Here is a 25,415-nt window from a genome sequence, read left to right on the forward strand (position 1 = left end):
CTCCTTATAGTTTGGTTCCAGTCAAGCTCTATTGTAGCGAATGAGGGGAGCCAGGCGTATGTCAGCAAGGAAGAACTTTATAGAACAATGTCGTTATCCGCATGCCGGCTGCGGTAGTCTTTGGGGGATGAGCCCTTGACCTTCTTGAACATCCGCGAAAAGAGCAGCGGGTCCTGATAGCCGACCGAACGTGAGATTTCACCAATGGTACAGCGGGTCTCCGTCAGCAGCTCACAGGCCTTGGCCATCCGGAAGTTAAGCAGATACTGCTGCGGCGGCATCCCGATGCTGCGCTTGAACAGGGCGGACAGGTATTTGCGGTCCAGCTTCAGCGAGGCTGACATCATCTCTACCGTGACGTTCTCGCAATAATGGGCATGCAGATAGTGGAGGCACTGCTCGACATATATACTTTTTTGGCGCGGAAGCGGGAGGACATCCCCGGCTGCCGGAACGGTGCGCAGCAGAAGCGCAAGAAATTCATACATAATGGCTTTGAGCGGCAGGTCCAGGCAATGGGCCGAATCCATGGCATCCGCTGCATCTGTCAGGCGGTCATAAAGAGCGGGCATAAAGTGCTCGTCCATCGGAAAGACGGGATGCTCCGGCGACAGCGAAGTGCGCTTTAGAACATGTCCGATTTCTTCCCCGGTAAACGCAACCCACGAATAGCTCCACGGATCCGCAATATCTGCGGCGTAATGGGTCACAACATGCGGATAGGTCAGGAAAGCCTGGCCTCCCTGAAGAATATGTGTCTCTTCCCCGACAACCACCTTGCCGGTTCCGGAGTGGATGAAATGGATCTTGTACAGGTCACGCACACCGGGACCGACGGAATGTCCGGGAGCACACTGCTCCCGCCCCCAGTAATGAAGATGCAGACCGGCACTGCCCGGCAGCGGGCGCTCGGAATTATATTTGAATATGGCCATGCCTCAGCCTCTTTTCTGTATAAAGGTTGTCCAGGACAAAGTTACGGATACGTTTCCATTATACATTAGATTTGAATGAGGGGGGCAAGTGAAGGGATCCAGTATAGGTGGGCATCTGCGCCAGTCAATGGTTTGGGAGTAACTTTTAAGAGTAACTAATGTAGGGGAAAGATGATGAATAACTGCATTTCCTGCAACTAAAAGCCTGCGAAAAACCTGATTTCGAGGTTTAACTGTATTCTGTACAGCTAAAAATGGCAGAACGCCTCCTTTGGCTGAATTCCGGGTTTTTTAGCTGCAGAATATGCAATTAAACCTCCTGTGGTACCAGTAAAGCTCGGTTTTAGCTGTATGAAATGCAATTAAGAAGGGATGGTTTGTTACAAACAGCCCATTTCGGGCACGGGGCAGCTCATCGTCACCATGGAAAAAGAGAATCAATAATTCTGCCACCATAAATGATCATTAACGGTCCGATTACAAATCCAACCGCTCCGGATGCCCGTATTATATTTCTTGTTCTTGGTCGCTCCTTTAATCATTATTAACCGTCAGTAATTAAAACACCTCCAAGAATGACCCGCCGCAAGGGGTTCACTTTGAAGGTGTTTTGGTGCAGGCACGGGCAAAATATAGGCTAAGCCTCCATTTTAAGCATCACCAGCTCATCCACCGGTTCACCGTTTACCAGATGCTCCTCCACAATGCGCGGCACATCGTCAGTGGTTACATTGTAATACCAGATGCCGTCGGGATAGACGATGACAAAAGGACCGTTGCCGCACAGCCCCAGACAGCTGGTTTTGTTGATTTTGACCGTTTTGTTGATGCCCTGCTCCACCAGCTGCTCCTTGAATGCCTGCATGACCTCCTCGACCTCCTGATTGTTGCAGTGCTCGCTGCAGCAGAACAGCAGATGCTTTTTCAACACCTTCAGCCTCATGTTCATGATTACGCCCCCTTGCTCAAAATGGATGAATGATTAGCACCGTTCTTATGAGGAGTATAGTCTCTTTTGGCAGAGCTGTAAGGAGGTTAGAGCCAATGTTCCTAAAGGCTTAACAAACAGGCTGGGACTGTGAATTCTATGTCAGTATACGTAACTTGCGATTGATTTATATGAAGAAAATGTGTCAATTCCCTTATTTACCAGCTGTTTTTCTGTTTCAGAAATTTAATTGTGGACCCGGCATTGAAATTGAAAAAATACAGTTTAACCGGTACAGGAGTGGTTAATTAAGAGCTATGGAAGACCCAAGAAGCAACACAAATTAATCAAATTACAAACTGGAGGGAATCGTTATGAATAAGAAAATTGTAGGTGTGTTTTATACAGAACACGAGGCTTCTAGTGCAATTGAAGACTTGAAAAACCACGGATTTTTGACAGAGGATATCTCCGTCATTGCCAGAAACAAACGTGATGTGGAAGCAATCAGCGATGAGACAGGAACTAAAGCGCCGGAAGGCATGGCTTCAGGAGCAGCAACAGGCGGTATTCTCGGCGGATTGACCGGACTGCTTGCAGGTATCGGTGCCCTGGCTATTCCGGGAATCGGGCCGATTATCGCTGCAGGGCCTATTGCGGCTACCCTGACGGGAGCAGCTGTCGGCGCCGGTACAGGCGGACTGGTCGGCGGACTGATCGGTCTCGGCATCCCTGAAGATGAAGCGCAAACTTATGATAACTATGTAGATGAAGGCCGTATTCTGGTTATGGTTGATGCGGACAGCTCACAGGTTAACGATGTGTACACAGTATTCCGCAACCACAACTCTGCCAACGCTGACCGGTATGTCGATGAAGATGTGACGGCTGGCCGCGATTCAGTAAGAGATACGGTGGATGCAGCGTTTAACGGTTCTGGTCTTGAAGGCCGTACCGATACTGGTCTGGATACCATGAATTCGGCTCCGGTGAACGGTCTTTCGCAAGCTGACGCACTGGATGGTGTGGACAGACCCGGGATGACAGGCGATGTCTATTCCGGTTCCCGGCAAGGTATTGATACGCCGCTGCCGGAAACGGGTGCCCTGAACCTGAATAATGAGGATGAGGCCCGCAAGCTGCGTCTGCGTGAGGAACAGCTGGATGTATCCAAGAACAGGGTACAGGCCGGTGAAGTTGAAATCCGCAAGGAAGTTATTGAGGAGCAAAAAACGATCAATGTTCCGGTCTCCCATGAAGAGATTGTCATTGAGCGCCGTGCCGTCAATAATGATTCTTCTGCCACTCCAATCGGAGCGGATGAAACTATCCGCATTCCCGTGAGTGAAGAACAGGTTGAAGTGCATAAAAACACGGTAGTAACCGGAGAAGTGGACGTTCACAAACGCGAGGTTCAGGAAACCGAGCAGGTTAGAGATACTGTGAGACGCGAGGAAGCGCGTGTGGACAAGTCTGGTGACGTAAGAGTTAACACCAGCAATGATCTGCAGCGGGACCACAGCCGTACCCGATAAGTACGGCTCTAGCGTCCCCTGAATAAGCGGTTAATTGTATAAAAAGGATCTCCCGGGCCAAGCGGCCTGGGGGTCCTTTTTTTGGCGTATCCGCAAGTCGGAAGGGCCGCTGCTTATTTCTGCGGGAGAATCTCCAGGTTTACTTTTGAAGCCTCAGGGTCCACCGGTTTGGGTCTAAACATCAGCTGTTTCAGCGCACCTGCATTAACCAGCACGGTCCCTGCAATGATGGTGAACACGCCAACAATCGTTAAAGGGGTCACTGCTTCGCCGTAGAACAGGAACCCCATACCCACGGCAATCGGCGGTGAAATATAGAGCCAGGTAGAAGGGAAGACAGGATTGGTTTTGGCAACAAGCCAGTAGAACAAGGTGTGGCCGACCATGGAGCCGATCACTGTCAGGTACAGGATGGAGCCGGCTGTTTTGAAGGACAGAAGAAATTCAGGGTGAACTTGTTCAGTAAAAATCGACAGGATGAACAGGAGCGCACCCCCATACATCATTTGTGCCGCATTCAGGGCAACGGGCGAGACTTGTGAGAAGGCATCAGTCACTTTTTTGGAATAAATCGCTCCTGCAGCGTAGCAGCATTCTCCGATCAGCACTACGGCACAGCCTATGATCCACAGTGGAGAGACCTCAATCGCCAGGTTCGGCAGGACGAGCAGCAGCACACCTGTAAAGCCGATTATGCAGCCCATTATGGAGTAGGAGGGAGCTTTTTGCCGGAGCAGAGCGGTCTGCAGCAGAAGGATCATCAAGGGGCCGGTAGCCGACAGCACGGCAGCAAGCCCGGAAGACACATATTGCTCAGCCCAGTATAGTGCAGAAAATGTCCCGAACGTCAGCGCTGCCCCGGTGAACAGCATTTCCCGCCGCAGCAGCAGGGAGAAGCTTGCTTTGCCTTTAAGAACCATCCAGAAGAACAGAACCGCCCCCGCCAAGAAAAACCGCAATCCCGCTGAGAAAAAGGGCGGCGCCCCTGCATCCACACCGATTTTGATGGCCAGGAAGGTAGTGCCGAAGATCAGACAGACGAGAGAATAAGCTAACATTATCATTTCAAGTTCCCCTTTGCAAAGTTAATGTGTCAGCCGGTTGAAGACTTTGATTCATCATAAGCCGCCGGGAACAGAACAGATAAGAGATAACAGAACAGATGGCGGCGGATATGCGGTACAATACGGTAAAGAGTGAGGAGGAGGGAGCGGGGGAATATGAAAAAAGCGGCAGGAACAGAACAGGTCAGCCCGCTATTCCGTCAGGTATATGAGTTCGTGCTGAACCGGATGGAGCGGGGGGAATGGAAGGCGCATGACAAACTGCCATCCATCCGCCTGCTGGCGGAAGAGCTGAAGGTGCACCGGCTGACCGTGTTCAAGGCTTACCGGGAGCTGAGTGATCACGGCAAGGTATATGTCAAAGATAAATCGGGTTACTATGTCTCTGCGGGCAGCAGACCGGCTGCAGCGGTGGAAGCGGGAGCGGAGGTACCGTCCTATTCGCTTACCAATCCCTTGTCAGATATTCAGCGGACACCGGTGAAATACCAGTTCTCCCAGGCGCTGATTGATCCCAATCTGCTGCCGAATCTTTTTCTGTCGGATTATGTGAAAAAAGTATTCGATCTCTACCCGAAAGTCATGGGCACCTATTCTTCTGTACAGGGGGATGAGGAGCTGCGGGAAACGCTGAGCCGTCATTTTCATGAGCAGCACCGGCTGCAGCTGTCGCCGCAGGAGCTGATCATCACCTCGGGTGCGCAGCAGGCAATCAACCTGATCGCGGGGATCATGCTGGGGCCGATGGATTATGTGCTTGTGGAGCGGCCGACGTACAGTGTGGCGATGGATATTTTCCGGCGGGCCGGGGCCAGGCTGGTTTCCGTGGAGATCACTCCTGACGGCTACGATCTTACGGAAGTGGAGGAGCTGATGCGTAAGTTTAAGCCGCGCATGTTCTACATGAACCCGACGCACCACAATCCTACAGGGTATACGGTTCCGGTGCGGCAGCGTAAACTTCTGGTCGAACTTGCCGAGCGTTACCGCTGTCTGCTGGTGGAAGATGACCCCTTCCGGGATATGTATTTCGGGGAGAAGCCGCCGCCGCCTTTTTTTGCCTATGACACGGAGGGCTGGGTGATTTATATCAGCAGTTTCAGCAAATATGTGGCTCCTGGTCTCAGAATCTGTGCGGTGGCCTGCAGGTATCCGTTCATGGAAAGGCTGATTACCGCCAAATCCCTGTCCGATAACGGGACGCCGCTGCTGAACCAGAAGATCTTTCTGCATTATTACACTTCACCGCGGCTGCAGCAGCATATCGGCAAGCTGCGCATTGCGCTGCAGGTGCACAAGGAGATTGCCGAGGAGGAGCTGGCAGCTGCCGGGTGGGAGTGGACCGCGCCGCAGGGCGGACTGAATCTGTGGGTGAAGCTTCCGGAGTCTATTGCGGTGGCAGAGCTTTTTGCCCGCTGTATGGCGGAGTCCATCTCCTTCGTGCCCGGCGAGATCTGCGATCCGCTCGGGGAGATGACAAACCGGCTGCGGCTCAGCTACTCCTTCGCCAGCGAGGAGAAGCTGCGCGAAGGCTTGCGGCGCCTGACCGCGATTGCGGGGGAGCTGGCGCGGGGGTGAGGTGAGGGGGAGTGGAGGCGTGCGGCGTCTGGCGCAATTGCGTGGGAGCTGTGCGGTGGTGTAAGTGAGGGAGTGTGAAGGCGTGCGGCGTCTGGTTGAAATCGCGGGGGAGTTGGCGCTGGATTATGGCGTGCGTCCTTCGCCTTTTAACCGTGTCCCCGCCCTGCGATCGGGTTAACTCTAAGAAGTTCTAACCGTAAATTCTCACTTAGCCACCATCAACCTCGTTTTATTTGTGTCCCCGCCCTGCGATTGGGTTAACTCCAAGAAGTTCTAACCGTAAATTCTCACTTAGCCACCGTCAACCTCGTTTTATCCGTGTCCCCGCCCTGCGATTGGGTTAACTCCAAGAAGTTCTAACCAGTAAATTGTCACTTAGTCATCGTCAACCTCGTTTATTCGCGTTCCCCCTGCGATTGGGTTAACTCTAAGGAGTGCTAACCAGTAAATTCTCACTTAGCCACCCGCCAACCTCGTTTTATCCGTGTCCCCGCCCTGCGATGGGGTTAACTCCAAGAAGATCTAACCAGTAAATTCTCACTTAGCCACCATCAACCTCGTTTTATCCGCGTCTCTGTCCTGCGATTGGGTTAACTCCAAGAAGATCTAACCAGTAAATTCTCACTTAGCCACCATCAACCTCGTTTTATTTGTGTCCCCGCCCTGCGATTGGGTTAACTCCAAGAAGATCTAACCAGTAAATTCTCACTTAGCCACCATCAACCTCGTTTTATCCGCGTCTCTGTCCTGCGATTGGGTTAACTCCAAGAAGATCTAACCAGTAAATTCCCACTTAGCCACCATTAACCTCGTTTTATTTGTGTCCCCGCCCTGCGATGGGGTTAACTCTAAGGAGTTCTAACCAGTAAATTCTCTTAGCTACCATCAACCTCGTTTTATCCGCATCTCCGCCCTGTGATTGGGTTAACTCCAGTAACCTTCCAGTATTTATTGAAATTAGTGGCATATATACCTTTGATTCGGCAGGAAGTGGGCTGTGGAGCTAAATGAAGGGTATAAATACCTTTGGTTTGGAAGAAAGTGGGCTGTGGAGCTAAATGGAGGGTATAAGTACCTTTGATTTGAGTGAAAGTGGGCTGTGGAGCTAAATGGAGGGTATAAGTACCTTTGATTTGAGTGAAAGTGGGCTGTGGAGCTAAATGAAGGGTATAAATACCTTTGAATTGGAAGAAAGTGGGTTGTTGAGCTAAATGGAGGGTATAAGTACCTTTGATTTGAGTGAAAGTGGGCTGTGGAGCTAAATGGAGGGTATAAGTACCTTTGATTTGAGTGAAAGTGGGCTGTGGAGCTAAATGAAGGGTATAAATACCTTTGACTCGGCAGAAAGTGGGCTGAAGCTCGAAATGAACGGGAAAAATCCCGTTGAATTGGCTGAAACGAGGCCGAAGCTCGAAATGAACGGGAAAAGTCCCGTTGAATTGGCTGAAACGAGGCTGAAGCTCGAAATGAACGGGAAAAGTCCCGTTGAATTGGCTGAAACGAGGCCGGAGCTCGAAATGAACGGGAAAAATCCCGTTGAATTGGCTGAAACGAGGCCGAAGCTCGAAATGAACGGGAAAAGTCCCGTTGAATTGGCTGAAACGAGGCCGGAGCTCGAAATGAACGGGAAAACTCCCGTTGAATTAGCCGAAACGAGACTGGAACTCAAAATGAGCGTAGAAGCGGGGGTAGAGGTAGGCACCCCACCCCGGAAATCGCTAAAGCAGGTCTGAAGCACAGAACGGGAACTGTAGTAGCCAGGACCTCACCGTTAAAATATACATCCGCCGCTGCAGCATTACATTTAGAGTAATAGAGTAACTAATATTAAAAACAGCGGCCTGCCCGGTTATGCGGACAGGTCGCTGTTATTGTTAGACTCTGACAAGGCTATGCTCTGTCAGCCAATCCCATATTCCATTCACACTTTCTTCCGGCGTTTGCTCAGCCGTGCGGAGTGTCAAATCCGGGCTGAGAGGCGCTTCGTATGGATCGGAAATGCCGGTGAAAGCAGGGATTTCGCCACGGCGGGCCTTGGCATATAATCCTTTGACATCACGGGCTTCACAGATTTCCAAGGGACAGTTCACATAGACTTCTGCAAAACCGGGTAACGCCTGGCGGGCATACTCGCGCATATCCCTGTAGGGGCTAATAACAGAGACTACTGTAATGATGCCATGTCGGTTCAGCATTCCGGCAAGGTATACAGCCCTATGGATATTCTCCAGCCGGTCTTCCCGGCTGAAGCCGAGGCCTTTTCCCAGAACGCGCCGCAGTTCATCTCCGTCAAGCCACTCGGCAGCGAGCCCGTGCGCAATCAGCTTATCCATCAGCAGCGAAGCGATGGTTGACTTCCCGGAACCGGACAAGCCTGTGAGCCAAATCGTCATGCTGCTGCCCGCAATAATCTCCGCATCCGCACGATCCGCTTTAGTCCCGTCATCCATCAGACTCTCCGCATCCGCACGATCCGCTTTAGTCCCTTCATCCGCCAGACTCTCCGCATCCGCACAATCCGCTTTAGTCCCATGATCCGCCACACTCCCCGCATCCGCGCGAGCCACCTCGGTTCCATCGCAACCTGTGCTCATCGCGTCACCCCCTGTACTTGTACTCCATAAGGTATCCGCTCCAGCAGGCCCGGGCCGTAAATCTGCTCCAGCTGCAGTTCGGGCATATGGATATATCCGATATAGCAGTCACAGACCTTCATGCGGCAGCTTCGCTCGGCAGCGAGGCCTTCAAGACCGTCACGGTAAAGATTGCCGATGACACCTCTGTCTTTGTAGCAGCGTTTTACTGTACCTGCCCCCTGCACGTAGAATACATTTTGGCCGGCGTTGCAGCGTTTGCCCAGGCTGTCATAGTCGGCGGCGTTGATATGAAAATGCGGATCTATTTTGCGCAAAAATGCCAGATCCTCCGGTGTATAATAATCCGGTTTATCCTTGTAGGCATTTACCCACAAATAGACCTCATCAGGCAGGGAGGCCCGCAGCGAAGCGATGGCCGGAAAAGCACTGCGAACCCCCACGCTGCCCACACTAAGCGGAATGCCCTGCCGGTAGACACTCATGCACTGGTCCAGAAATTTCTCCTCACTGACCTGCCCCGGGTGATAAGTAGCCCAGAAGGCGGCGGTGGCAGGATTCAGCTCCCGCAAAAAAGCAAGGCTGGCCGACAGGTTGGTCTGAATAGCCACTTTGTCTACATGGGGGAGATGGGAGAGGGTGATCAGCGCTTCCTTATACCAGCGGTGAATCAGCCCTTCGCCGTAGGGATTGAAGAAAACCGACAGCCGGTGGCCCGCTGCACCCTGCTCCGCAGCCCACCGGACAAAGGTTTCGACGCCTTCGCGGTCCTTGACCAGTGTCACCGCGCTGTCTCTGGTTTTGCCAAAAGGACAGTAAGGACAATCATAGTTGCAGGAGGTCAGGGAACCCCGGTAGTAGAGGACGGCCTTCATGGCAGAATAAATCCTTCCATGCGCTCCCTGATGTCGCCCGAGATGAACCAGTCTCCGATGGAGTCCGAGTAGCCCAACCCCTCAGAGGTTAAGCGCAGGACTTCATCCTGATCCTCGCCCAAGCCGCCAGGGCCCTCATAATAAATCTCACCGAGGCCGCTCTCAAGCAGCAGTGTAAGCTCGGGATAATCATCCCACAGCGAAGCAGAGAAGCGCCCGCTGTAGTCGGCCAGCCTCAGTCCCTCGCTGTGCAGGATTGCCTTCAGGATGAACCTGCGTTTCTGCTCCGCAAGGCTCAGCACAATGCCGTAATCGGCGGTGTCATAACGCTCCGCTGACACATAATCGGCAATGATGCTCTCCGTTGCCTTGCGGCTGACCCCGTACCGGGAGGCGTAATGCACCTCCCGGGTATAAGAGCGGGCTCCGCAGCCGAGGCCGACCATCCCTTCCTCCTGGCAGCTGTAGCCGAGGATGTCTTTGCCGGTACCGGCGTCCTCCTTGGCGAAACGGCGCATCGAATATTGCCGGTAGCCGTGCTCTGCGAGATCCCGGCAGGCGGCAGTATAGCATTCGTGCCGCAAATCCTGCTGGTACAGCAGATCCCCAGGCTTCACAATCGTATGCTCGCGGGTGTAGAGCGGATAAATAAAGATCTCCTGGGGATCATGCAGCAGTGCCTGCTTAAGCGAGTACAGCCAGGAATCGACGGTCTGGCCCGGTAATCCGTAGATCAGGTCCAGATTCAGGATAGGGAACTGGTACTGTGCCAGCAGCTCCAGTGCCTGGTATACAACCTCTGGATTTTGCGGACGGTAGATCGCGGCCGACTCGGCTGCCACAAAGCTCTGAATGCCCATGCTGACCCGGTCGACAGTGTTCTCTTTGAGGATGGACAGCTTCTCCTCTGTAATCGTCTCCGGCGAGGTTTCTACCGAAATCGATGCGCGCGAAGTGTCCAGCCCCATAATTTCCCGGGCAATCCGGAACAGCCGGCTTAGCTGCGGTGCAGCGAGCAGGGTCGGTGTACCGCCGCCGACTGCAAAGCGGGCAAAAGGCTTATGGCCGGTAAAAGCCGACCACTGCCGGGCCTGCCGCTCCAGTGCATCGACATAACGTTCATGAACATCTGCGCGTTTGTCCGGCAGCGTGAACAGGTTGCAGAAGCCGCAGCGCGCGCCGCAGAACGGAATATGCATATAGAGAAAAAAGGTCTCCGCAGGCTCATCCAGCCACAGCCGTTCTAATGACACCGGCGGCTGGAATTCACGGTAAGCCGTTTTATGCGGATAAGAATAGAGATAATTGCGGTAAGGCTGAGCGGTAATCTGCTCTTTCCACTGCCTGACCTCCTCCGAAGAAAGAGTCGGTCTTACGTCGTTGTTGGTAGATTGCTGCTGGAAGTTGCCGATAGACGTCATACGTTTCTCCTTTCATCCGGATGAATTAGATATGCCAAGCTAAGCTACAGTATAAATTCCCGGTAAGGGACATTCCATACCGTCTCATGCGCCAGGCGGTGTCCCTCATAGCCGTCTTCCCCGTAGGCGGTACCATGGTCCGAAAAAGCCAGACAAAAGACCGGATTCCCCCGCTCCCGGAAACGTGCGAACAGCCGTCCCAGCTCACCGTCGGCATAACGCAGCGCAGCCCGCTGGCTGTCCACGGAATCCTTGCGGGCACCGGGCAGGAACATATGGTTAGGCCCATGAATAGCCGACACATTCAGAAACAGAAACAGCCGCTGATCGAGCGGCGTATTGCCCAGCACCTTCAAGGCATGATTGACCTGATGCTCCGTGGAGCGCGGATTGGTGACGCCAAAGGTCATCCGCCAGTAGCTTTGCTGGAAATAGCCAGGGAGGATCCGTGCAAGCGGAACCTTTTTGGTGAAAAAAATAACGCCGCCGATGCACACCGTACGGTATCCCTCGCCGGCAAGCCCGGAGACAAGGTCCGGCGTGTCGAACAGCCAGGTATGCGGATGTGTCTTCATGCCGGTGTTTTTGGAATGAAACAGACGCACATGTGAAGCTTTGTCCGTATTGGCCGGAGTCGGCAGGAATCCGCCGAAGAAGGCATGGTGTGCGGCGTAGGTGAAGCTGCCGGGGGTATGCCTTTTCTCCCAGGAGCCGGTTCCGCACAGATTGGGGCAGTTGGCTTCCTCCAGAACAGCGGCATCATAGCGCAGCGTATCCAGTGTAATCATCAGAATATCGTGGGTACCGACAATCGTATTCATATCTGTCATAAGCGTGATCAGTGACCTTTCATAAAATTCAGCTGCTTCATTTCCCATTCATAGGTACCGCAGCCTTCATATTCAACACCGTACAGCAGGTCGCCAAAAGGATTCACGTCAGCCACATAGGTGCGACGTGAATTACCTGAGGAGATTAGAACATCAATTCCGGCGACGTCCGAACGGGGAAAAGCGGCGAGTGCCTGCACGGCAGTATGCTGCACCCTTTCCTGTTCTTCAGCGGTGAGTCCGGCCTCGACCGGAGACATCCGCCTGCTGCGCAGATGCAGGTTCGTAATGGGCGTCCTGCTCACCCGGGCAACCGAATGGCAGGCTTCGTCCCCGACAACCAGCTGGCGGATGTCGAATGAGACTCCGGCCGCCCCGGCCTTGGGAATCCACTGCTCGGCATAAGCACCATGGCTGTAGAGCCAGTCGATGATTTCGGACAAGACTGAGGAGTCATTATAGCGGCGCAGCTTCCCTGAATTATAGTATATGGGCGGACGGGTGATGAACTGCTCGGTCCCGATGGTGGTGACGGCCAGTTCGGCACCCGTGGCCGGATGGATCTGATAGGCGATCACGCCGGAAGCGGCAGAGCCGCAAGCCAGCTTGATGAATACCCGGTGCATCCGCTCCTTAAGCATCATCTCCCGGAGGGATTCATAATTCTCCGGCGGATGACTGCAGCCAAGCGGCCGGGGAACAGGAACACCGGCCGCTGCCAGAATCTGCTGCGTCCGGCGTTTGTCGGTCATCGCGGCAATATCGCCGGGATGGTTCTGCCACCGGGAAGCCGGCAGCAGCTCACCAGCCTCCCGCTGAACTCTGGCCAGCAGCCGGCAGTAGCCGCGGAACCACTGGGACGGATGGTGCAGCACACCGGGCATATCCTTCAGCCGCCCGGCCGCTTGGACACTCAGCCGGTAGGGATCGCGCTGTTGCCCGTACGGGTGAAGCGAGTCATCCTGCTCCCCGGCATCCGGTGCCCCCAGGGCAATAAGCGCCTGCTCCATGTCGAAGCTGCCGCCGGGTGATTCCAGCCGCAGGAGCGGCGGAGCAGCTGCGGAATGATCTTGGAGTTCGGCCAGCCGGCCAGCCGGCAGCTGCCGCTCCAGCAGTCCGGCAAGCGTTGCTCCCCGCAGCAGGTCCATGTACGGTATAAGCAGGGCGGGCGGCATCCCCAGCCGGCTCCGCGCCTGCTGGATACCGCCCGAACGCTTGTCGCCGGGACTGCAGAGCAGAATCAGGGGCCGGGCTCCCTGAATCATTCGGTGATGGAAGGATAACGCCAGTCTTCGTCGTCATCGCTTTGCTGCTGGTCGCTGACATCAACCGGCAGGCCGCTGGCCTTCCAGCGGGAGATCATGGTATCCGACATATAGTGATAGCTCAGATTCAGCGCCTGCAGGCCTTTGATCCGCTCACTGGCCAGCAGCGCTTCCGCACCCTCGTCACTGAGCGTTCCAAGCGAAAGATCCAGCGTATGCAGCTGGTCGAGAATCGGCGCATCAGCAAGTGCTTTTGCAATCTCATCCTGAATCTCGCTGTTTTTCAGGCCCAGATAGGTCAGCTTCGGGAACTTCTCCGGCTGGATCAGCGGCAGCAGATCTTCAAGGCTTCCGTCAAACCCATAGTTATCGACACCCAGGTACAGCTCCAGCTTGCGCAGATTCGGCAAATGTCCTGCCGCGATCTCTGACAGTACTTTTTTGCTGAGCCCGCCCGTGATGATAATCAGTTCCTCCAGCTTGTCATGCTGCAGGTTGCTGAGGCTGAGGTCTGTGCCGCCTTGAATGGTTAGTGACTGCAGTTCAGGATAAGCAGCGAGCAGAGGGGAGAGGTCAGATTGCGTAATCCAGGAAATCTCACATTCCTCATAGCCCATTTCCCCGATAAACAGCTTGCGCAGAGCCGGAAAGCTTCCGCTGTGCTTCACAAGAGCTTCCACAACTTCCTCCGAGCTGTTCTCGTAGGCCTGTCCCCAATCGCCAATGATGAGGCTGTTCAGCTGCGCAGCTTCCGGGCTTGCGCTGAGGCGTTCAATCTCCGTATCCATCCGCTGTCCGTCTTCATATTCATCGTATCCGATAGCAAGCTTTACTTCCGTCATCAGTATTCCCTCCCGGAAAATTATGGCTTCAATGTCACCCTAACATCTGCGGCGGTGGGAGTCAAATGGCTGTAAAAAATGATGGCGGAAGCGGAATTGAAGCCTGTTATACATATCAGCTGCCGAACTGAAGTGTGCGTCCGGTTTCCACCAGTGTTTTGATGTTGCTTAGAATATGCCACCAGGCGCTGTTGCTTGGGCCATGGGAGGGATCGTCCGGGTGCCATTCATCGTGAATCAGTGTCAGCCTGGTGCATCCGCCTTCCTGCTTCAGCAGCCAGGAGATGCGGGATTCATAATCGGCGCCGTCCTTGAGATAGGAGGGACCCACCCTGTGCGTGAAGCGGAGCGTCTGTCCGGGGATGTACTCCAGCAGTGTGCCGTGCACATGAATGGTCTCCTCGCCGTCCGCTCCCGGACCCGCGTATTCCAGCCGTTCCCCCACAATGAAACTGGAACGGATTACGCTGCCATAATAGATCTGCCTGACTTTGTCAGGGGAGACCAGAGCATCCCATACCTGCTCCGGTGTACCGCCAATGTAAAATTCATATTTCAGCTCATTCATCAATATCTCCTCCTGTCCTTGGTACGTTCACTATACAAAAAAATCACTGACAGCTGCGGTCAGTGATTTACATGAATTTTAAATTTCAGCCTGTTACCGGGATGTTTCATCTCTATAGTAACCGGCAAGCTCGGCAGCTATAGCCGAGAGCTTCTGCCGCAAGCTGGCCGGCTCCACAATGGTTAAGGCTTTGCCGTAAGGGAGCAGGAAATACGGCGCGAAGCTGTACAGAGAGGCTTCGTCCAGCAGGAAGAGGGCCTGCCCCGGTGCACGCTCCTTCAAGGTATGCCCGAAGAGCCAGTGGCTGCACAGGTCATTTAAGACGGCCTCAGCGGATTGAATCACTACAGTGACCAGCTGTTTATCCTGACCCTGGCCGGGCAGCAGGCTGCCCAGCAGAAATTCCCGTGCAGAGAATCCGGCCGGACGAATGAAGCGGGACTCTGTCCGCTCCACGCCGGCGATCCGGTCTACCCGGAAGCTGCGGATTTCACCTCGCTGGTGGCAGAAGCCGGTCATGTACCACTGGCCTTTCCACAGCACCAGACCGTAAGGATCAATGGAACGCCGGGAAGGCACTCCGCCATTTCCCTTGCGGTATTCCATCCGCAGGGTAAGGCTGTCCGCCGTACATGCTTCAAGTTCAGCGAGGATCTCCGTTACTGGTGCGGCAGGTGAATGCAGCATCTCCATGCCGCTCTCATGCCGCTCCATCCGGGCGAGCTGCGAATCATTGCTGTAGCGTTTGAGCTTGGCAATGGCCCTCTCCAGCGCCTGCTCATAGGGATATCCGCTGCCTTTGGCGAAGGCGGCAGCCTGCACAAGCGCCCGCTGTTCACCGGCATCGAAGAACAGGGGGGCCTCGGTATAGTGCTCCGGCAGCTGAAAGCCTCCGCCCGGACCCGAATCGGCATAGACGGGTACTCCGCTTGCGCAGAGTGCATCGATATAGCGGTAGATGGAGCGGACGCTCAGCTCCAGCTCCTCCGCCAGCTCTGCAGCCGTGCGTTTCCGCTGTGTCAGCATCCGCAGAATGGATAACATATGGTCAGCTTTGGACATATATGCGGTATCCTCCGTTTCTTTTGGTCATGCTGCACCGGCAGGAATTACCGGGTTTGAACTACCAGAGCGTTGCTGATGAGCCGGCCGGGGGTGGTCAGATATTTGCCGTTGTAATACAGGCCGCTGGAGGCCCCGCCATCCAGGTTCATTGCCTGATAGGCTCCGGCCTGCTTCATGATTTCGGCCAGCTGGCGGATGGTTGCCCCGCCAGAGGTCAGCAGAATCAGTTTATGGTCGCGTGTAATCCCGAGTGCGCTGCGGGCCCCGCCGCCAGTCTGAATCTTTGGATCCTTGAAGCCCTCAGCGGTCACATTCAGTGCTACAGCGCCATTCACCAGCAGCCGGGGGCCGGCCTGAAGCGCTCCTTCAACAGTGCCTGCCTTAAAGCGGGCCATGAACTCATTTCCCGGAATCAGCTCTGTTAACAGATTGCGGTCATAGGCGAATACGGTCCGCCGGTCTCCCGGACTGTTCTTGAGCATGGTTCCGCCGCTGACCAGATATCCGTAGGGGGCTTTGTATGCTCCGTCGGTATAGGCATCGAAAAAGGTTCCGTTGATCGCAACGGCTGCATTGCTGCGTTTGGCGATGCTGCCGAGCGCTTCTGTCTTCCCGGCCTGGTTACCGGCCAGAACGACGTCCAGCTTGACCGAGGGATGGAGGAGCGACACGGTTACGGTCTGCACTTTGAACGATTTGGAGCCGACCTTGTAGGTGCGCGAAGCGCTGGATACAGCTGGCCCCCCGGAGCCTGGGAGCACACCGCTGAGTACAGGGAGAGTGATAGAGTCTTCACCGGCAGTAAGTGTAATTGAACCGGCAGTCTTGTTCCACTGGATGGATACGCCAAGGGTTGAACTGATCAGGGACAGCGGGACATACATAATTCCGCCTGCAGTGAACGGCCGCCCGTCTAAAGTGCGGGATTTGCCGTTCACGGCTGCGGACGCCTGTCCGGCAGTCAGCAGAATGGAGGAGCTTCCCTTTGTAATTTCAATAGATCCGGATGATTTGAGGACGGAAGTCATCCCGGAGAAATCATTTAATGCGCGCAGCGGAATGAAGGACCGGTTATCCTTATCCACATAAACGGCGAGTTTGGGCGCTGCCAAGGCAGCTGCCGTGGTGGACACGGCTGGCAGAACACAGAACGGCAGCAGGACTGCAAGAAGGACGGCTAACAGTTTTTTCAGCATGTTACAATAAATCTCCTTTGGTTCATGGCAATTTTGATTCTCATTTAGGGGATGAAGAATATGGAACGGGCCCCAGAAAGAAGAACCGGGTCTTATTATCATATAACAGCGCAATTTTCGTCAATCGCTTAATCCGGCCCCGGCACCGGGCAGCAGCTTAGATGCTTTTGGGCATGCAAGCCCCTGGCCATTCGATTATAATAAAATTATGGATTTCAATATGACAAAGGCGGTACTACAATGACGGTTATAGGCTTGATTCGGCACGGCAGCACAGCATGGAATAAGGAAGGCCGGATTCAGGGCCATACGGATAATCCGCTGGATGAGGAAGGGCTGCTCCAGGCAGCGGCAATTGCGGAGCGGCTTAGCGGAGAAGAATGGGATTATATTTATTCCAGTGACCTGCTGCGGGCAAGGCAGACGGCGGAAGTGATAGCTGCAAAGCTGGGAATTCCGGTGGCCGGGCTCCTTCAGGGAATCCGGGAGATGGACGGGGGACAACTTGAAGGTACGACAGAACAGGAACGGGTGGCCCGGTGGGGCAAAGACTGGAGAAGCATGGAGCTGGGACTGGAGAGCAGCGAGTCCGGGAAGCTGCGGGGAGCACGGACGATCGAAGAGATTGCTCTTCGTCATCCCGGGAAGCGGGTCCTGATCGTCAGTCACGGGGCGATTCTGCGGAGCAGCCTGTCGGGACTGGTTCCGGGGCTGGATGTAAGCCAGCTGCTCAAGAACACCTCCATCACCCGGATTGTTAAAGACAAGGATACTTGGACCTGTGAACTGTACAATTGTGTACAGCATATGGACAGCTGAACCAGGCCCGCCGTATGGCGGGTTTTTTAATTCGTACAAGTGTCTGATTCCACCCTTCAGGCCTGTAACCCAAAAGATTCCATCGCGGAAAGCACACTCTCAACCGATAATGAAGATATAGCCTGATTTGCGTTTCTGGCATCTGGCAATGCCAGTTGTTCAGATTATGTTTAGGATTAACCTGTAAGCTGTGCCTTGGACGCATGAGTCTTATTTTTTTCCACTTAAAAGGGAGTGTGCAGCATGGAGGAATCACGGAATTATATATTGGCTGTGTGCTCTTTTGCAGTAGCAGCATTAACTGTCTATGGCATTCTCCGGTTGACCCGTTATTTTGCCGGCAAAGATCAAAAAGCCCGTGCGGTTTGTACGAGCCTCGTTATATTGATGGCCAGCGGCGGAATGTATGGAATGCATCTGTTCGGCAAGAGCTCATTATCCGGACTGCGGCAGGCCGGGGGAAGTCTCTTTATCTCTCTGGCTCTGTATGCGCTGACTTTACTTGCGCTGCTGTATCTGTTCACCTGGGGCCGGCAGATCCTGGCGGAAAGAGAACAGCTGAAGGAGCTGGCTTACAGAGACAGCCTGACCGGCTTGCTGAACAAGAACGGCTTGGACCACTTTTGGCAGCATTGCAAACCTAATGAGCAGGTCGCGCTGTTCTATCTCGATCTTAACCGCTTCAAGTCGATTAATGACAATCTGGGTCATCATACAGGTGATTTGCTGCTCCAGGCTGTCGGCGGCCGCCTGAGGCAGTTCTCCTGCAAGGGCAAGCGCCATATCTTCCGCATCGGCGGCGATGAGTTTGTAATGATCGCCAAACGCTGCAGCAGTAAAGAGGCTGAAAAGCTTGCCCTGCAGATTCTGGAGAATACTACCCGGAACTACAGTCTGGACCGGCATGAGTTGTTTGTATCGGCCAGTATCGGCATTACGACCAGCCAAGGCAGACTCGATCCGGCCCGCCTGCTGAAGGAGGCTGACTCAGCCATGTACAGTGCCAAGCAGCTGGGCAGCGGGCGCTACGCTGTCTACAAGCAGGGTAACACTGTGAATTCTGTAAAATGGGTCGGAAGTTCAAGAACCAATTAGGGTGCGGGCCGCATGGCCTGCACCCTAATTTCCGTTATCCCTTTTTAGCGGCAAGCAGCCCGGCCAGCACGTCGGGATGGTCCGTTATAATTCCCGACACCTGCATATCGATCAGGGCCTGCATCTGTGCCGGATCATTGACGGTCCAAGGATGATAAGCGATGCCGTTCTGCGCTGCTTCGCTGACGAACCCGGGACGCACTGTAGGAAGGTAAGCATGCAGCGCGTCGGCCGTCAGGCTTTTGGCATAATCCCACGGGCGGTACAGGCCATCCCCATACAGGATTCCTGTGCGGATTTCCGGTGCCAGCGTTTTGCAGTGGGCAAGCGAGTAATGGTTGAAGCTTGACAGGATTACACGGTCACTCATGCCGTATTTACGCACGGCTGCAATAACCTTTTCCTCCATGCCAGGGTACATAAAGACACCGTTCTTCAGTTCGATATTAAGCACGGTATCGCGGTCTTTTAACAGATCGAGCAATTCCTCCAGCGTCGGGAAGGGCTCAACTTTGAATTCCGGGCCAAACCAGGAGCCGGCATCAAGCTGCCGTACCTCAGCAAGCGTCTGATCCTTAAGATATCCTTTACCGTTGGAAGTCCGGTCGACTTTCTCATCATGGATGAGTACCAGTCCTCCGTCACGGGTCATTTGTACATCCGTTTCAATGCCTGTTGCGCCCAGCTCAAGACTTTTGCGGAATGCTGCCATCGTATTCTCCGGGCAGACTGCAGATGCGCCGCGGTGTGCAAAGTTAATAATGCTGTTCATGTAAGTAAATCCCTCCGCTTTGTTATTTGCTTACGCCTGCCGGAACAGGCTGTCTAGTTCATATTCCACATCCATCCTGGAAACCCTGTCCAGCCGATAGTCTTCTCCAAAATTTCATCATCCGGAGTTAACCAATAGGGAGATATCGGGGAAGCCCGACGCTGACCTCCCCAATAGGCTTAAGCAGAGACAATTCCGCGTATAGCTTCATGTACCTGCCGGGCTGCAAGGTATGCCCGGGAATAATCCTCATCCGATTTTTTGGCCGGCTGGCGGCCGGGCAAGAACGGGATGGCCAGAACCGGCGTATCGGTGCTGCTGAGGTATATTTTGAGCGTAAGTTCATTAATTTCCTCCTCTGCTTCACGGCTTCCGTCCGGCCTGTCCCAAAGCTCCTCCCGCAGCCTGACAGGCCCGCGTTTGACCGGACTGCTGGTAATGAGACTTGTTTTGCCGACCTTGCTCAGTGTGAGAGCGTTCTCAATAATTTCGGCGCCCAGGATCGAATCAAAAGTGTACAGCTTAGCCGCCCCTTGCTGTTCTTTGTCCGGATGATACATGCCGATAGCCAGCTGTTTGCCTGTGTCATCCAGAGCGATAATATGGGAATTGTCAGGGGTAATGAACTGTTTGGAAAATGCAACGTCCAAGGCTGCCAAGGTGCAGGACAGCTGTTTCAAACCCGACGGGGGACAGGACAGCCTGAACCGCAGCACAACCGCTGCCAGCAGCAGGGCAACCCCCAGTGCCGCGAACAGATACACGAGTATAAGCATGATACCATCTCCTTAAAGTTTTTGTGAGCTTAAACATCAAAGAATTACATCGGACAAAAACTCGCTTCGGAAGCATAAGCTTAGTTTTTGTGAGCTTAACCTTCATGAATTGCATCGGACAAAAACTCGCTCCGGAAGCATAGGCTTAAGCTTCTATTCATAGATATGCCTGGCAGGCGTGATTCAATGCATAGCCGCTTGGCGTGGGGAACGTATATGATTTGTCTATTCCGGAAGGTAGGAACAAACAGAGAATACGGGAGGACACAGGGATGATTATTGATACGCTTGCCCATATGCTGGAGAACGAAGCTGCTTACGGGGCGGAAATTCAGAAGGGGCTGCAGTTTCTGCGGGATACGGATTTTTCCAAGCAGGCTGCAGGCCGACATGATGTGAACGAAGATATGTTCTATTTTATCAACGAATATGAAACAAAGGATGCAGGCGGCTGCTTCTGGGAAGCGCACCGAGTGAATCTTGACCTGCATTATATTCTTGAAGGCACAGAACGGATCGGTTACGCCGCCATTGAGCAGCTTACAGTGAGGGATGAATACAGTGCGGAGAAGGACGCGGTATTCTTTACCGGGCCGGTGGAGTCAGCAGTGACTGCAGGTCCGGGGGCACTTGTTGTCTGTTATCCGCAGGATGGTCATATGACAGGGATTGAAGCTGGTAGCAGACAGGCAGTGCGCAAGGTTGTGCTGAAAATCAGAATTGCCGGTTAAGCTCCACGATAGCCCAAACGACAGACCGCAGCTGTTTAACCAGCGTTGATAAACAATATGCCCAATTAAAAAGGAGCCCCGGGGGCTCCTTGCTTCATTTATTCAGCGGGAAGGCAAAGATCTAACCGTTTGTCTTTCTACAATGGAATGAGGAACAGTCATGCTGCTTACGTCCTCCTCGGTTTCAATCATCGTGATCAGCTTCCCGGATGCAATCATGCCGATATCATGCAGCGGCTGGCGTACTGTTGTGAGCGGAGGGTTGACCATTTGGGCGAGCTGAAGATCGTCATAGCCCATAATCGAAAAATCTTCCGGCACATTCAGGCCGTGCTTGGCTGCGACGGACAGCGCACCGATAGCCATTTCATCACTGGCGGCAAATACGGCGGTAGCACCTGTTGTCCGGAGCAGAAGCTCCTCCATAGCCGTGCATCCGCTGCTGAACGAAAAGTCGCCATATACAATATTACCGTTGTCAAAGGAAATTCCATGGTCTTCCAAAGCCTTCCGGTAACCCGCAATTCTGGGCGTGCCGGCGTTGGGGTCACCTTCAGTTCCGCTGATCATGGCAATGTTCCGGTGCCCCTTGGCAATCAAATAGCTGATGGCGTCATAGACAGCCTGATAATCATCGACCTTCACATAAGGCACCTTGGCAAAATCCGTCTTCGAGGAGACAAGCACCACCGGGATCCCCATGCTCTCCAGCACTTCATAATATTCCTTCTTGAGTACTTCACTGGAAAAAATAATCCCGTCAACCTGCTTCTCACGGAGCAGCTGCAGATACTTCAGGGTGCGGCTCCCTTTCTTGTCGGTGTTGCAGACGACTACACTGTAGTTGCGGTCATGGGCAAATTCATCTATTCCCTGCAGCAGCGCAGAGGAGAAGGAACTGGACACATCGGGGAACAAGACGCCGATGGTCTGTGTGCGTTTATTGATCAGACCGCGGGCAATTGCATTTGGCTGATAACCAAGCTCTTTGATACTCTGATTGACTTTTTGTCTGGTTTTATCCGAGTACCCGCCGAGATTGTTGAGCACCCGGGAGACAGTGGCAATGGACACATTGGCTTTCTGGGCGACATCCTTAATCGTAGGATTCATGGATCAATTCCTTAATTTGACTCGGGGCTGCACGTTTACTGATCCCCTTTAAGCCAAAATAATTGATGTTTCGTAAACGCTTACTTGAAAATATAAATGTAACATATAATTTTGTCAACGTCAAAACTCCGGGGAGAATTTTTTACCTGAAAAAATCAGTAACCAGTATTAGAGAGGCTTCAGTTATGCATCAGCTTCCAGCCGTCCAGCAGGGCTCTGTGCCCAAATTAATCCCTTCATTGACAAACAAAAATGCAGGCTCTACAGTTGGAGTAAACGTTTACTTTTTAGGAGCTGCGCTATGAGCATATATCTGGAAATTCCTGATGTGGACAAGCATTTTCCCTTCCGCAGTCTGATCTGCGGCGGTGATGAGCTGTGTTATCCGCACTGGCATAAAGAAATAGAGATCATCTATGTAACCAAAGGAAGCCTGAACCTGGGGATTAATGATACACCCATCCGCATGGAGCAGGGGGAGGTTCAATTCATCAGCGGCGGTGATGTGCACTATTTCCTGGCTTCTCCCGAGAGCGAACGGGTTGTGATCCAGTTTGACCTCAGCCTGTTTCAGGAGCTGGCTGCACTTAGCGGAAATGAATCCCCGCTGCGCGATATTTTTACGGGAATGGAGCATTCCAGCTCAAGCTGGCCGGAGGAGGCTGCTTCCAAGGTCATCGGGCTGATTGAGAGTATTTATGAGGAGGATACGCAGCGGCGCGAAGGGTATGCCTATTTGATCAAAGCACGGCTGCTTGAGCTGCTGACCGTTATTATGCGTGAAGTGCCCAGGAATAGCTCAGGGAAGCAGCCCAAGTTCTCGGAGGATACGCTGCTGCAGTCCCGTGAAACGCTGGAGCGGCTGGAACGCATTTTTATGTATGTCGAGCAGCATTACCGGGAGGCAATTACGCTTGGCGAGGTTGCGCGTTACATGGGCTTCAGCCCGCATTATTTCGCCAAGCTGTTCAAGAAGAATACGGGCATGACCTTTGTGGCTTTTCTTAATGAGTACCGGCTGAACAAAGCAAAATGGATTCTGCTGAATGAGGACCTGCCGATGTCTGAGGTGGCTGAAGCGGCCGGGTTTGGGAGCGTGAAGACCTTTCATCATTTTTTTAAAGAAGCGACAGGGATATCCCCGCTCAAATACCACAAGACAATATTCGGGAATAATAGGACAAGAATGAAGGAAGAAAGCCCTTCACCGGATTTGTATGATAAAGATACATCAGCTGCGCATTAACGGAGGGGCTTACGGGGAAGCTTTTGAGAATTCCGGCTCACTCTACATTTCTGCTTTATTAGCCGATATAGATAGCAGCGGGAGTTTTTCCGTGTGGAGTGGACTGTTAATGATCTGCTAAAAAAACGGAAGCTTCGCTGCCGAAGCGTCCGGAGCGTTATATATAAGATTAGGAGCGTGCCCAAATTGATCAGAGTAACTGTATGGAATGAATACCGTCATGAGCTTAAGGAAGAAAGAATCCGCCAGGTGTACCCGCAAGGCATTCACGGCCAATTGGCCTCATTCCTGGAGGAAGCGGGGTTTGACACTGCAACGGCAACACTGGACGAGCCGGAGCACGGCTTGACGGAAGAAGTGCTGGAGAACACGGATGTGCTGGTATGGTGGGGCCATATCGCCCATCAGGAAGTAAGCGATGAGGTCGTGAACCGCGTATATAACCGTGTGCTGAAGGGAATGGGGCTGCTTGTCCTGCATTCCGGGCATATGTCCAAAATCTTCATGAAGCTGATGGGCACCAGCTGCGACCTGAAATGGCGTGAAGCGGAAGAGAAGGAGCGCCTCTGGGTCATGGACCCGAGCCATCCGATTGCCGAGGGCATCGGCGAATATATCGATCTGGAGCAGGAAGAAATGTATGGGGCACACTTTGATGTGCCGGCACCGGAGAGCCTTGTATTTGTGGGCTGGTTCGAAGGCGGCAACGTTTTCCCGAGCGGATCGACCTACCGCCGGGGCAGCGGCAAAATCTTTTATTTTCAGCCAGGACATGAATCTTACCCGACCTACTACAACAAGGATATTCAAAAGGTTATCATTAACGGCGTGAACTGGTGCGCTCCGACCAAACGGGATTACCCTGTATACGGTCATTCAGCAGCATTGGAGCCGATCAGACAGAAGGTTGGCGTCTAGATCAGGCCCGGCACGACAAAAGCCTCAGTCTCTACACAGTGGAGCTTGAGGCTCAGGCTGTCGAGAAAGTCTCGGCAGCCTTTTTTATGTAACTTTGATTTCACACGGCACCGCGTTAAGAATTGCCGGCTCCAACTCACCAACTCACGCGCACCAGAACCTATTATGATTTGGAAGTGCTAAAATGCTAATGCTAACGGACCCCAGATCCGTTATTTTGAGCTAGAGATGTATTTTGGTATCCTAACGGTCCCCAGATCCGTTATTTCATCCGAAAGGGCTTAATTTGCCCATCATTTAGCAAAATAGAGGAACTACGGTCCGTTAGGGATGGAATCGGGGCGATTTTCGGTAAATAACGGACGCAGTGTCCGTTAGCGTGCGAAAGAATACGAGGCCTCTAACGGATGCAGCGTCCGCAGACATGGAAACATTGCAAAGAAACCCAGTACCATTAAAAGACCCGGGTTTCTCAACACTCTGAGCCTCAGCCTCTAACATAATAGGGACTGAGGCTTTTTTTGCCTTACAAGTCTTCCGACGGCTGGAAATGTTTATAATAAATCACTGTGGCATCCATATTGCCATTGGCGGAGAGGCAGAATCCGGGAATTTTGCCCGCCTCAATATATCCCCGTGACTGGTAAAGCAGGTTGGATGGATCACCTTCACGGGTATCCAAGACAATCAGCGTTCTGCTAAGCTCGGCTGCCGCCTTTTCTGCGGTTTCGATAAGCAGTCCCGCGATACCTTTGCGGCGGTGCTGCGGATGAACCATCAGCTTGGCAAGCTCTGCGCGGTGCGGCGCGTTCGGTTTGAGCACCAGATGCAGCTGTACCGTACCTGCGAGAGTCTCTCCGGCAAAAGCCCCCCAAAGCAGAACTCCCGGGCCGTGAACTCCTTGCCAGTAAGCCGATGCGTCATCCGCGGCAAGCGGGGGAAGGAAACCGATGGAGGCACCGTCCTGCACAACATCGATCAGCAGTGTACTCAGCTCATGCGCTACAGCAGGCTGAAGGGATTCCAGTAATTGAACAGTAATAACTTCGTTCATGCGGATGAGGCCTCCTTTAAAGAAAGATAATTAATAATTTTAAGTATTATACTTGAGTTTGAAAGGTGTGCAAACTAAATTCGCTGCCTTACGCAAATCCTGATGTGCCTCCACTAAGGCGAACGAGCCAAATGTATGCGAAAAACCGGGTACAATGTGGTGCTAACGGTACGAACGAGCCGAATATACGCGAAA

25 protein-coding genes are annotated in these 25,415 nt (G+C 53.2%); 9 read left to right on the forward strand and 16 right to left on the reverse strand.

Annotation, left to right across the window (positions count from 1 at the left end; translation table 11 throughout):
* Positions 1 to 77: 77 nt before the first annotated feature.
* Both C2I18_RS17350 and C2I18_RS17355 read right to left on the reverse strand, forming a co-directional pair.
* Positions 78 to 935, reverse strand: a complete 858-nt coding sequence (locus C2I18_RS17350) for an AraC family transcriptional regulator (RefSeq protein WP_249897009.1) — start codon at positions 933 to 935, stop codon at positions 78 to 80.
* A gap of 637 nt (positions 936 to 1,572) precedes the next feature.
* Positions 1,573 to 1,884, reverse strand: a complete 312-nt coding sequence (locus tag C2I18_RS17355; protein WP_249897010.1) for a (2Fe-2S) ferredoxin domain-containing protein — start codon at positions 1,882 to 1,884, stop codon at positions 1,573 to 1,575.
* Positions 1,885 to 2,237: 353 nt separating this feature from the next.
* Between C2I18_RS17355 and C2I18_RS29840 the strand changes: the two genes are divergently transcribed.
* Positions 2,238 to 3,398, forward strand: coding sequence for a YsnF/AvaK domain-containing protein (locus tag C2I18_RS29840; RefSeq protein ID WP_249897011.1), 1,161 nt, complete (start codon positions 2,238 to 2,240; stop codon positions 3,396 to 3,398).
* 113 nt (positions 3,399 to 3,511) lie between these two features.
* On the opposite strand, the gene C2I18_RS17365 is transcribed toward C2I18_RS29840, so the two are convergent.
* Positions 3,512 to 4,462, reverse strand: a complete 951-nt coding sequence (locus C2I18_RS17365; RefSeq protein ID WP_249897012.1) for a DMT family transporter — start codon at positions 4,460 to 4,462, stop codon at positions 3,512 to 3,514.
* A gap of 156 nt (positions 4,463 to 4,618) precedes the next feature.
* On the opposite strand from C2I18_RS17365, the gene C2I18_RS17370 reads away from it, so the two are divergent.
* Together C2I18_RS17370 and C2I18_RS17375 are read left to right on the forward strand one after the other, a co-directional pair.
* Positions 4,619 to 6,040, forward strand: a complete 1,422-nt coding sequence (locus C2I18_RS17370) for an aminotransferase-like domain-containing protein (RefSeq protein WP_249897013.1) — start codon at positions 4,619 to 4,621, stop codon at positions 6,038 to 6,040.
* Positions 6,041 to 7,353: 1,313 nt separating this feature from the next.
* A complete protein-coding gene (locus C2I18_RS17375) occupies positions 7,354 to 7,773 on the forward strand; it encodes a hypothetical protein (RefSeq protein WP_249897014.1) in 420 nt (139 codons plus the stop codon).
* Between the two features lie 141 nt (positions 7,774 to 7,914).
* Here C2I18_RS17375 and cysC read toward each other — a convergent pair whose 3' ends face one another.
* The 9 genes from cysC to C2I18_RS17420 form a co-directional block, all read right to left on the reverse strand.
* Positions 7,915 to 8,634 (reverse strand): adenylyl-sulfate kinase, encoded by a 720-nt coding sequence (gene cysC / locus C2I18_RS17380; protein ID WP_249897015.1) that lies wholly within the window; start codon positions 8,632 to 8,634, stop codon positions 7,915 to 7,917.
* Positions 8,631 to 9,509, reverse strand: a complete 879-nt coding sequence (locus tag C2I18_RS17385) for an STM4011 family radical SAM protein (RefSeq protein WP_249897016.1) — start codon at positions 9,507 to 9,509, stop codon at positions 8,631 to 8,633. The genes cysC and C2I18_RS17385 overlap by 4 nt, the downstream gene beginning before the upstream one ends.
* Positions 9,506 to 10,930, reverse strand: a complete 1,425-nt coding sequence (locus tag C2I18_RS17390; RefSeq protein WP_249897017.1) for an STM4012 family radical SAM protein — start codon at positions 10,928 to 10,930, stop codon at positions 9,506 to 9,508. Before C2I18_RS17390 ends, C2I18_RS17385 begins: the two co-directional genes overlap by 4 nt.
* Positions 10,931 to 10,974: 44 nt before the next feature.
* Positions 10,975 to 11,760, reverse strand: coding sequence for an STM4013/SEN3800 family hydrolase (locus tag C2I18_RS17395; RefSeq protein ID WP_249897018.1), 786 nt, complete (start codon positions 11,758 to 11,760; stop codon positions 10,975 to 10,977).
* An 8-nt stretch (positions 11,761 to 11,768) separates the two neighbouring features.
* Positions 11,769 to 13,025, reverse strand: a complete 1,257-nt coding sequence (locus tag C2I18_RS17400; protein WP_249897019.1) for an STM4014 family protein — start codon at positions 13,023 to 13,025, stop codon at positions 11,769 to 11,771.
* Positions 13,022 to 13,867 (reverse strand): STM4015 family protein, encoded by an 846-nt coding sequence (locus tag C2I18_RS17405; RefSeq protein WP_249897020.1) that lies wholly within the window; start codon positions 13,865 to 13,867, stop codon positions 13,022 to 13,024. The genes C2I18_RS17400 and C2I18_RS17405 overlap by 4 nt, the downstream gene beginning before the upstream one ends.
* A gap of 115 nt (positions 13,868 to 13,982) precedes the next feature.
* Positions 13,983 to 14,435, reverse strand: a complete 453-nt coding sequence (locus C2I18_RS17410; protein WP_249897021.1) for an SRPBCC domain-containing protein — start codon at positions 14,433 to 14,435, stop codon at positions 13,983 to 13,985.
* Positions 14,436 to 14,528: 93 nt separating this feature from the next.
* Positions 14,529 to 15,497: a helix-turn-helix transcriptional regulator gene (locus C2I18_RS17415; protein WP_249897022.1), complete on the reverse strand. Its 969-nt coding sequence runs from the start codon at positions 15,495 to 15,497 to the stop codon at positions 14,529 to 14,531.
* Between the two features lie 47 nt (positions 15,498 to 15,544).
* Complete coding sequence (locus C2I18_RS17420) at positions 15,545 to 16,693, reverse strand: phosphodiester glycosidase family protein (protein ID WP_249902151.1); 1,149 nt, start codon at positions 16,691 to 16,693, stop codon at positions 15,545 to 15,547.
* Between the two features lie 243 nt (positions 16,694 to 16,936).
* On the opposite strand from C2I18_RS17420, the gene C2I18_RS17425 reads away from it, so the two are divergent.
* Together C2I18_RS17425 and C2I18_RS17430 are read left to right on the forward strand one after the other, a co-directional pair.
* A complete protein-coding gene (locus tag C2I18_RS17425; protein WP_249897023.1) occupies positions 16,937 to 17,515 on the forward strand; it encodes a histidine phosphatase family protein in 579 nt (192 codons plus the stop codon).
* A gap of 243 nt (positions 17,516 to 17,758) precedes the next feature.
* Complete coding sequence (locus C2I18_RS17430) at positions 17,759 to 18,610, forward strand: GGDEF domain-containing protein (protein ID WP_249897024.1); 852 nt, start codon at positions 17,759 to 17,761, stop codon at positions 18,608 to 18,610.
* Between the two features lie 34 nt (positions 18,611 to 18,644).
* Here the strand turns inward: C2I18_RS17430 and C2I18_RS17435 are convergent, their stop codons facing one another.
* Both C2I18_RS17435 and C2I18_RS17440 read right to left on the reverse strand, forming a co-directional pair.
* Positions 18,645 to 19,382 (reverse strand): glycerophosphodiester phosphodiesterase, encoded by a 738-nt coding sequence (locus C2I18_RS17435; RefSeq protein ID WP_249897025.1) that lies wholly within the window; start codon positions 19,380 to 19,382, stop codon positions 18,645 to 18,647.
* Between the two features lie 179 nt (positions 19,383 to 19,561).
* Positions 19,562 to 20,158, reverse strand: a complete 597-nt coding sequence (locus C2I18_RS17440; RefSeq protein ID WP_249897026.1) for a hypothetical protein — start codon at positions 20,156 to 20,158, stop codon at positions 19,562 to 19,564.
* Between the two features lie 272 nt (positions 20,159 to 20,430).
* On the opposite strand from C2I18_RS17440, the gene C2I18_RS17445 reads away from it, so the two are divergent.
* Positions 20,431 to 20,889, forward strand: coding sequence for a NanQ anomerase/TabA/YiaL family protein (locus C2I18_RS17445; RefSeq protein WP_249897027.1), 459 nt, complete (start codon positions 20,431 to 20,433; stop codon positions 20,887 to 20,889).
* 102 nt (positions 20,890 to 20,991) lie between these two features.
* Here C2I18_RS17445 and C2I18_RS17450 read toward each other — a convergent pair whose 3' ends face one another.
* Entirely contained in the window at positions 20,992 to 22,002 is a 1,011-nt protein-coding gene (locus tag C2I18_RS17450; protein WP_249897028.1) for a LacI family DNA-binding transcriptional regulator, read from the reverse strand.
* Positions 22,003 to 22,064: 62 nt separating this feature from the next.
* Between C2I18_RS17450 and C2I18_RS17455 the strand changes: the two genes are divergently transcribed.
* From C2I18_RS17455 to C2I18_RS17465, 3 genes are all read left to right on the forward strand, one after another.
* On the forward strand, positions 22,065 to 22,307 hold the full coding sequence (locus C2I18_RS17455; RefSeq protein WP_249897029.1) for a hypothetical protein: 243 nt from the start codon (positions 22,065 to 22,067) through the stop codon (positions 22,305 to 22,307).
* Positions 22,304 to 23,248, forward strand: coding sequence for an AraC family transcriptional regulator (locus C2I18_RS17460; protein WP_249897030.1), 945 nt, complete (start codon positions 22,304 to 22,306; stop codon positions 23,246 to 23,248). The genes C2I18_RS17455 and C2I18_RS17460 overlap by 4 nt, the downstream gene beginning before the upstream one ends.
* 186 nt (positions 23,249 to 23,434) lie before the next feature.
* Entirely contained in the window at positions 23,435 to 24,166 is a 732-nt protein-coding gene (locus C2I18_RS17465) for a ThuA domain-containing protein (protein WP_249897031.1), read from the forward strand.
* 526 nt (positions 24,167 to 24,692) lie between these two features.
* Here the strand turns inward: C2I18_RS17465 and C2I18_RS17470 are convergent.
* Entirely contained in the window at positions 24,693 to 25,220 is a 528-nt protein-coding gene (locus C2I18_RS17470) for a GNAT family N-acetyltransferase (protein ID WP_249897032.1), read from the reverse strand.
* Positions 25,221 to 25,415 lie beyond the last annotated feature (195 nt).

It is taken from the genome of Paenibacillus sp. PK3_47, from assembly GCF_023520895.1.
Classification (GTDB): domain Bacteria; phylum Bacillota; class Bacilli; order Paenibacillales; family Paenibacillaceae; genus Paenibacillus_AQ.

Coding starts and splice junctions, on each gene's coding strand:
- C2I18_RS17395 (WP_249897018.1), bottom strand. CDS start 11,760: ATGACAGATATGAATACGATTGTCGGTACCCACGATATTCTGATGATT.
- C2I18_RS17425 (WP_249897023.1), top strand. CDS start 16,937: ATGACGGTTATAGGCTTGATTCGGCACGGCAGCACAGCATGGAATAAG.
- C2I18_RS17385 (WP_249897016.1), bottom strand. CDS start 9,509: ATGAAGGCCGTCCTCTACTACCGGGGTTCCCTGACCTCCTGCAACTAT.
- C2I18_RS17390 (WP_249897017.1), bottom strand. CDS start 10,930: ATGACGTCTATCGGCAACTTCCAGCAGCAATCTACCAACAACGACGTA.
- C2I18_RS17370 (WP_249897013.1), top strand. CDS start 4,619: ATGAAAAAAGCGGCAGGAACAGAACAGGTCAGCCCGCTATTCCGTCAG.
- C2I18_RS17415 (WP_249897022.1), bottom strand. CDS start 15,497: ATGTCCAAAGCTGACCATATGTTATCCATTCTGCGGATGCTGACACAG.
- cysC (WP_249897015.1), bottom strand. CDS start 8,634: ATGAGCACAGGTTGCGATGGAACCGAGGTGGCTCGCGCGGATGCGGGG.
- C2I18_RS17355 (WP_249897010.1), bottom strand. CDS start 1,884: ATGAACATGAGGCTGAAGGTGTTGAAAAAGCATCTGCTGTTCTGCTGC.
- C2I18_RS17440 (WP_249897026.1), bottom strand. CDS start 20,158: ATGCTTATACTCGTGTATCTGTTCGCGGCACTGGGGGTTGCCCTGCTG.
- C2I18_RS17450 (WP_249897028.1), bottom strand. CDS start 22,002: ATGAATCCTACGATTAAGGATGTCGCCCAGAAAGCCAATGTGTCCATT.
- C2I18_RS29840 (WP_249897011.1), top strand. CDS start 2,238: ATGAATAAGAAAATTGTAGGTGTGTTTTATACAGAACACGAGGCTTCT.
- C2I18_RS17375 (WP_249897014.1), top strand. CDS start 7,354: ATGAAGGGTATAAATACCTTTGACTCGGCAGAAAGTGGGCTGAAGCTC.
- C2I18_RS17400 (WP_249897019.1), bottom strand. CDS start 13,025: ATGATTCAGGGAGCCCGGCCCCTGATTCTGCTCTGCAGTCCCGGCGAC.
- C2I18_RS17410 (WP_249897021.1), bottom strand. CDS start 14,435: ATGAATGAGCTGAAATATGAATTTTACATTGGCGGTACACCGGAGCAG.
- C2I18_RS17435 (WP_249897025.1), bottom strand. CDS start 19,382: ATGAACAGCATTATTAACTTTGCACACCGCGGCGCATCTGCAGTCTGC.
- C2I18_RS17430 (WP_249897024.1), top strand. CDS start 17,759: ATGGAGGAATCACGGAATTATATATTGGCTGTGTGCTCTTTTGCAGTA.
- C2I18_RS17445 (WP_249897027.1), top strand. CDS start 20,431: ATGATTATTGATACGCTTGCCCATATGCTGGAGAACGAAGCTGCTTAC.
- C2I18_RS17460 (WP_249897030.1), top strand. CDS start 22,304: ATGAGCATATATCTGGAAATTCCTGATGTGGACAAGCATTTTCCCTTC.
- C2I18_RS17365 (WP_249897012.1), bottom strand. CDS start 4,462: ATGATAATGTTAGCTTATTCTCTCGTCTGTCTGATCTTCGGCACTACC.
- C2I18_RS17350 (WP_249897009.1), bottom strand. CDS start 935: ATGGCCATATTCAAATATAATTCCGAGCGCCCGCTGCCGGGCAGTGCC.
- C2I18_RS17470 (WP_249897032.1), bottom strand. CDS start 25,220: ATGAACGAAGTTATTACTGTTCAATTACTGGAATCCCTTCAGCCTGCT.
- C2I18_RS17405 (WP_249897020.1), bottom strand. CDS start 13,867: ATGACGGAAGTAAAGCTTGCTATCGGATACGATGAATATGAAGACGGA.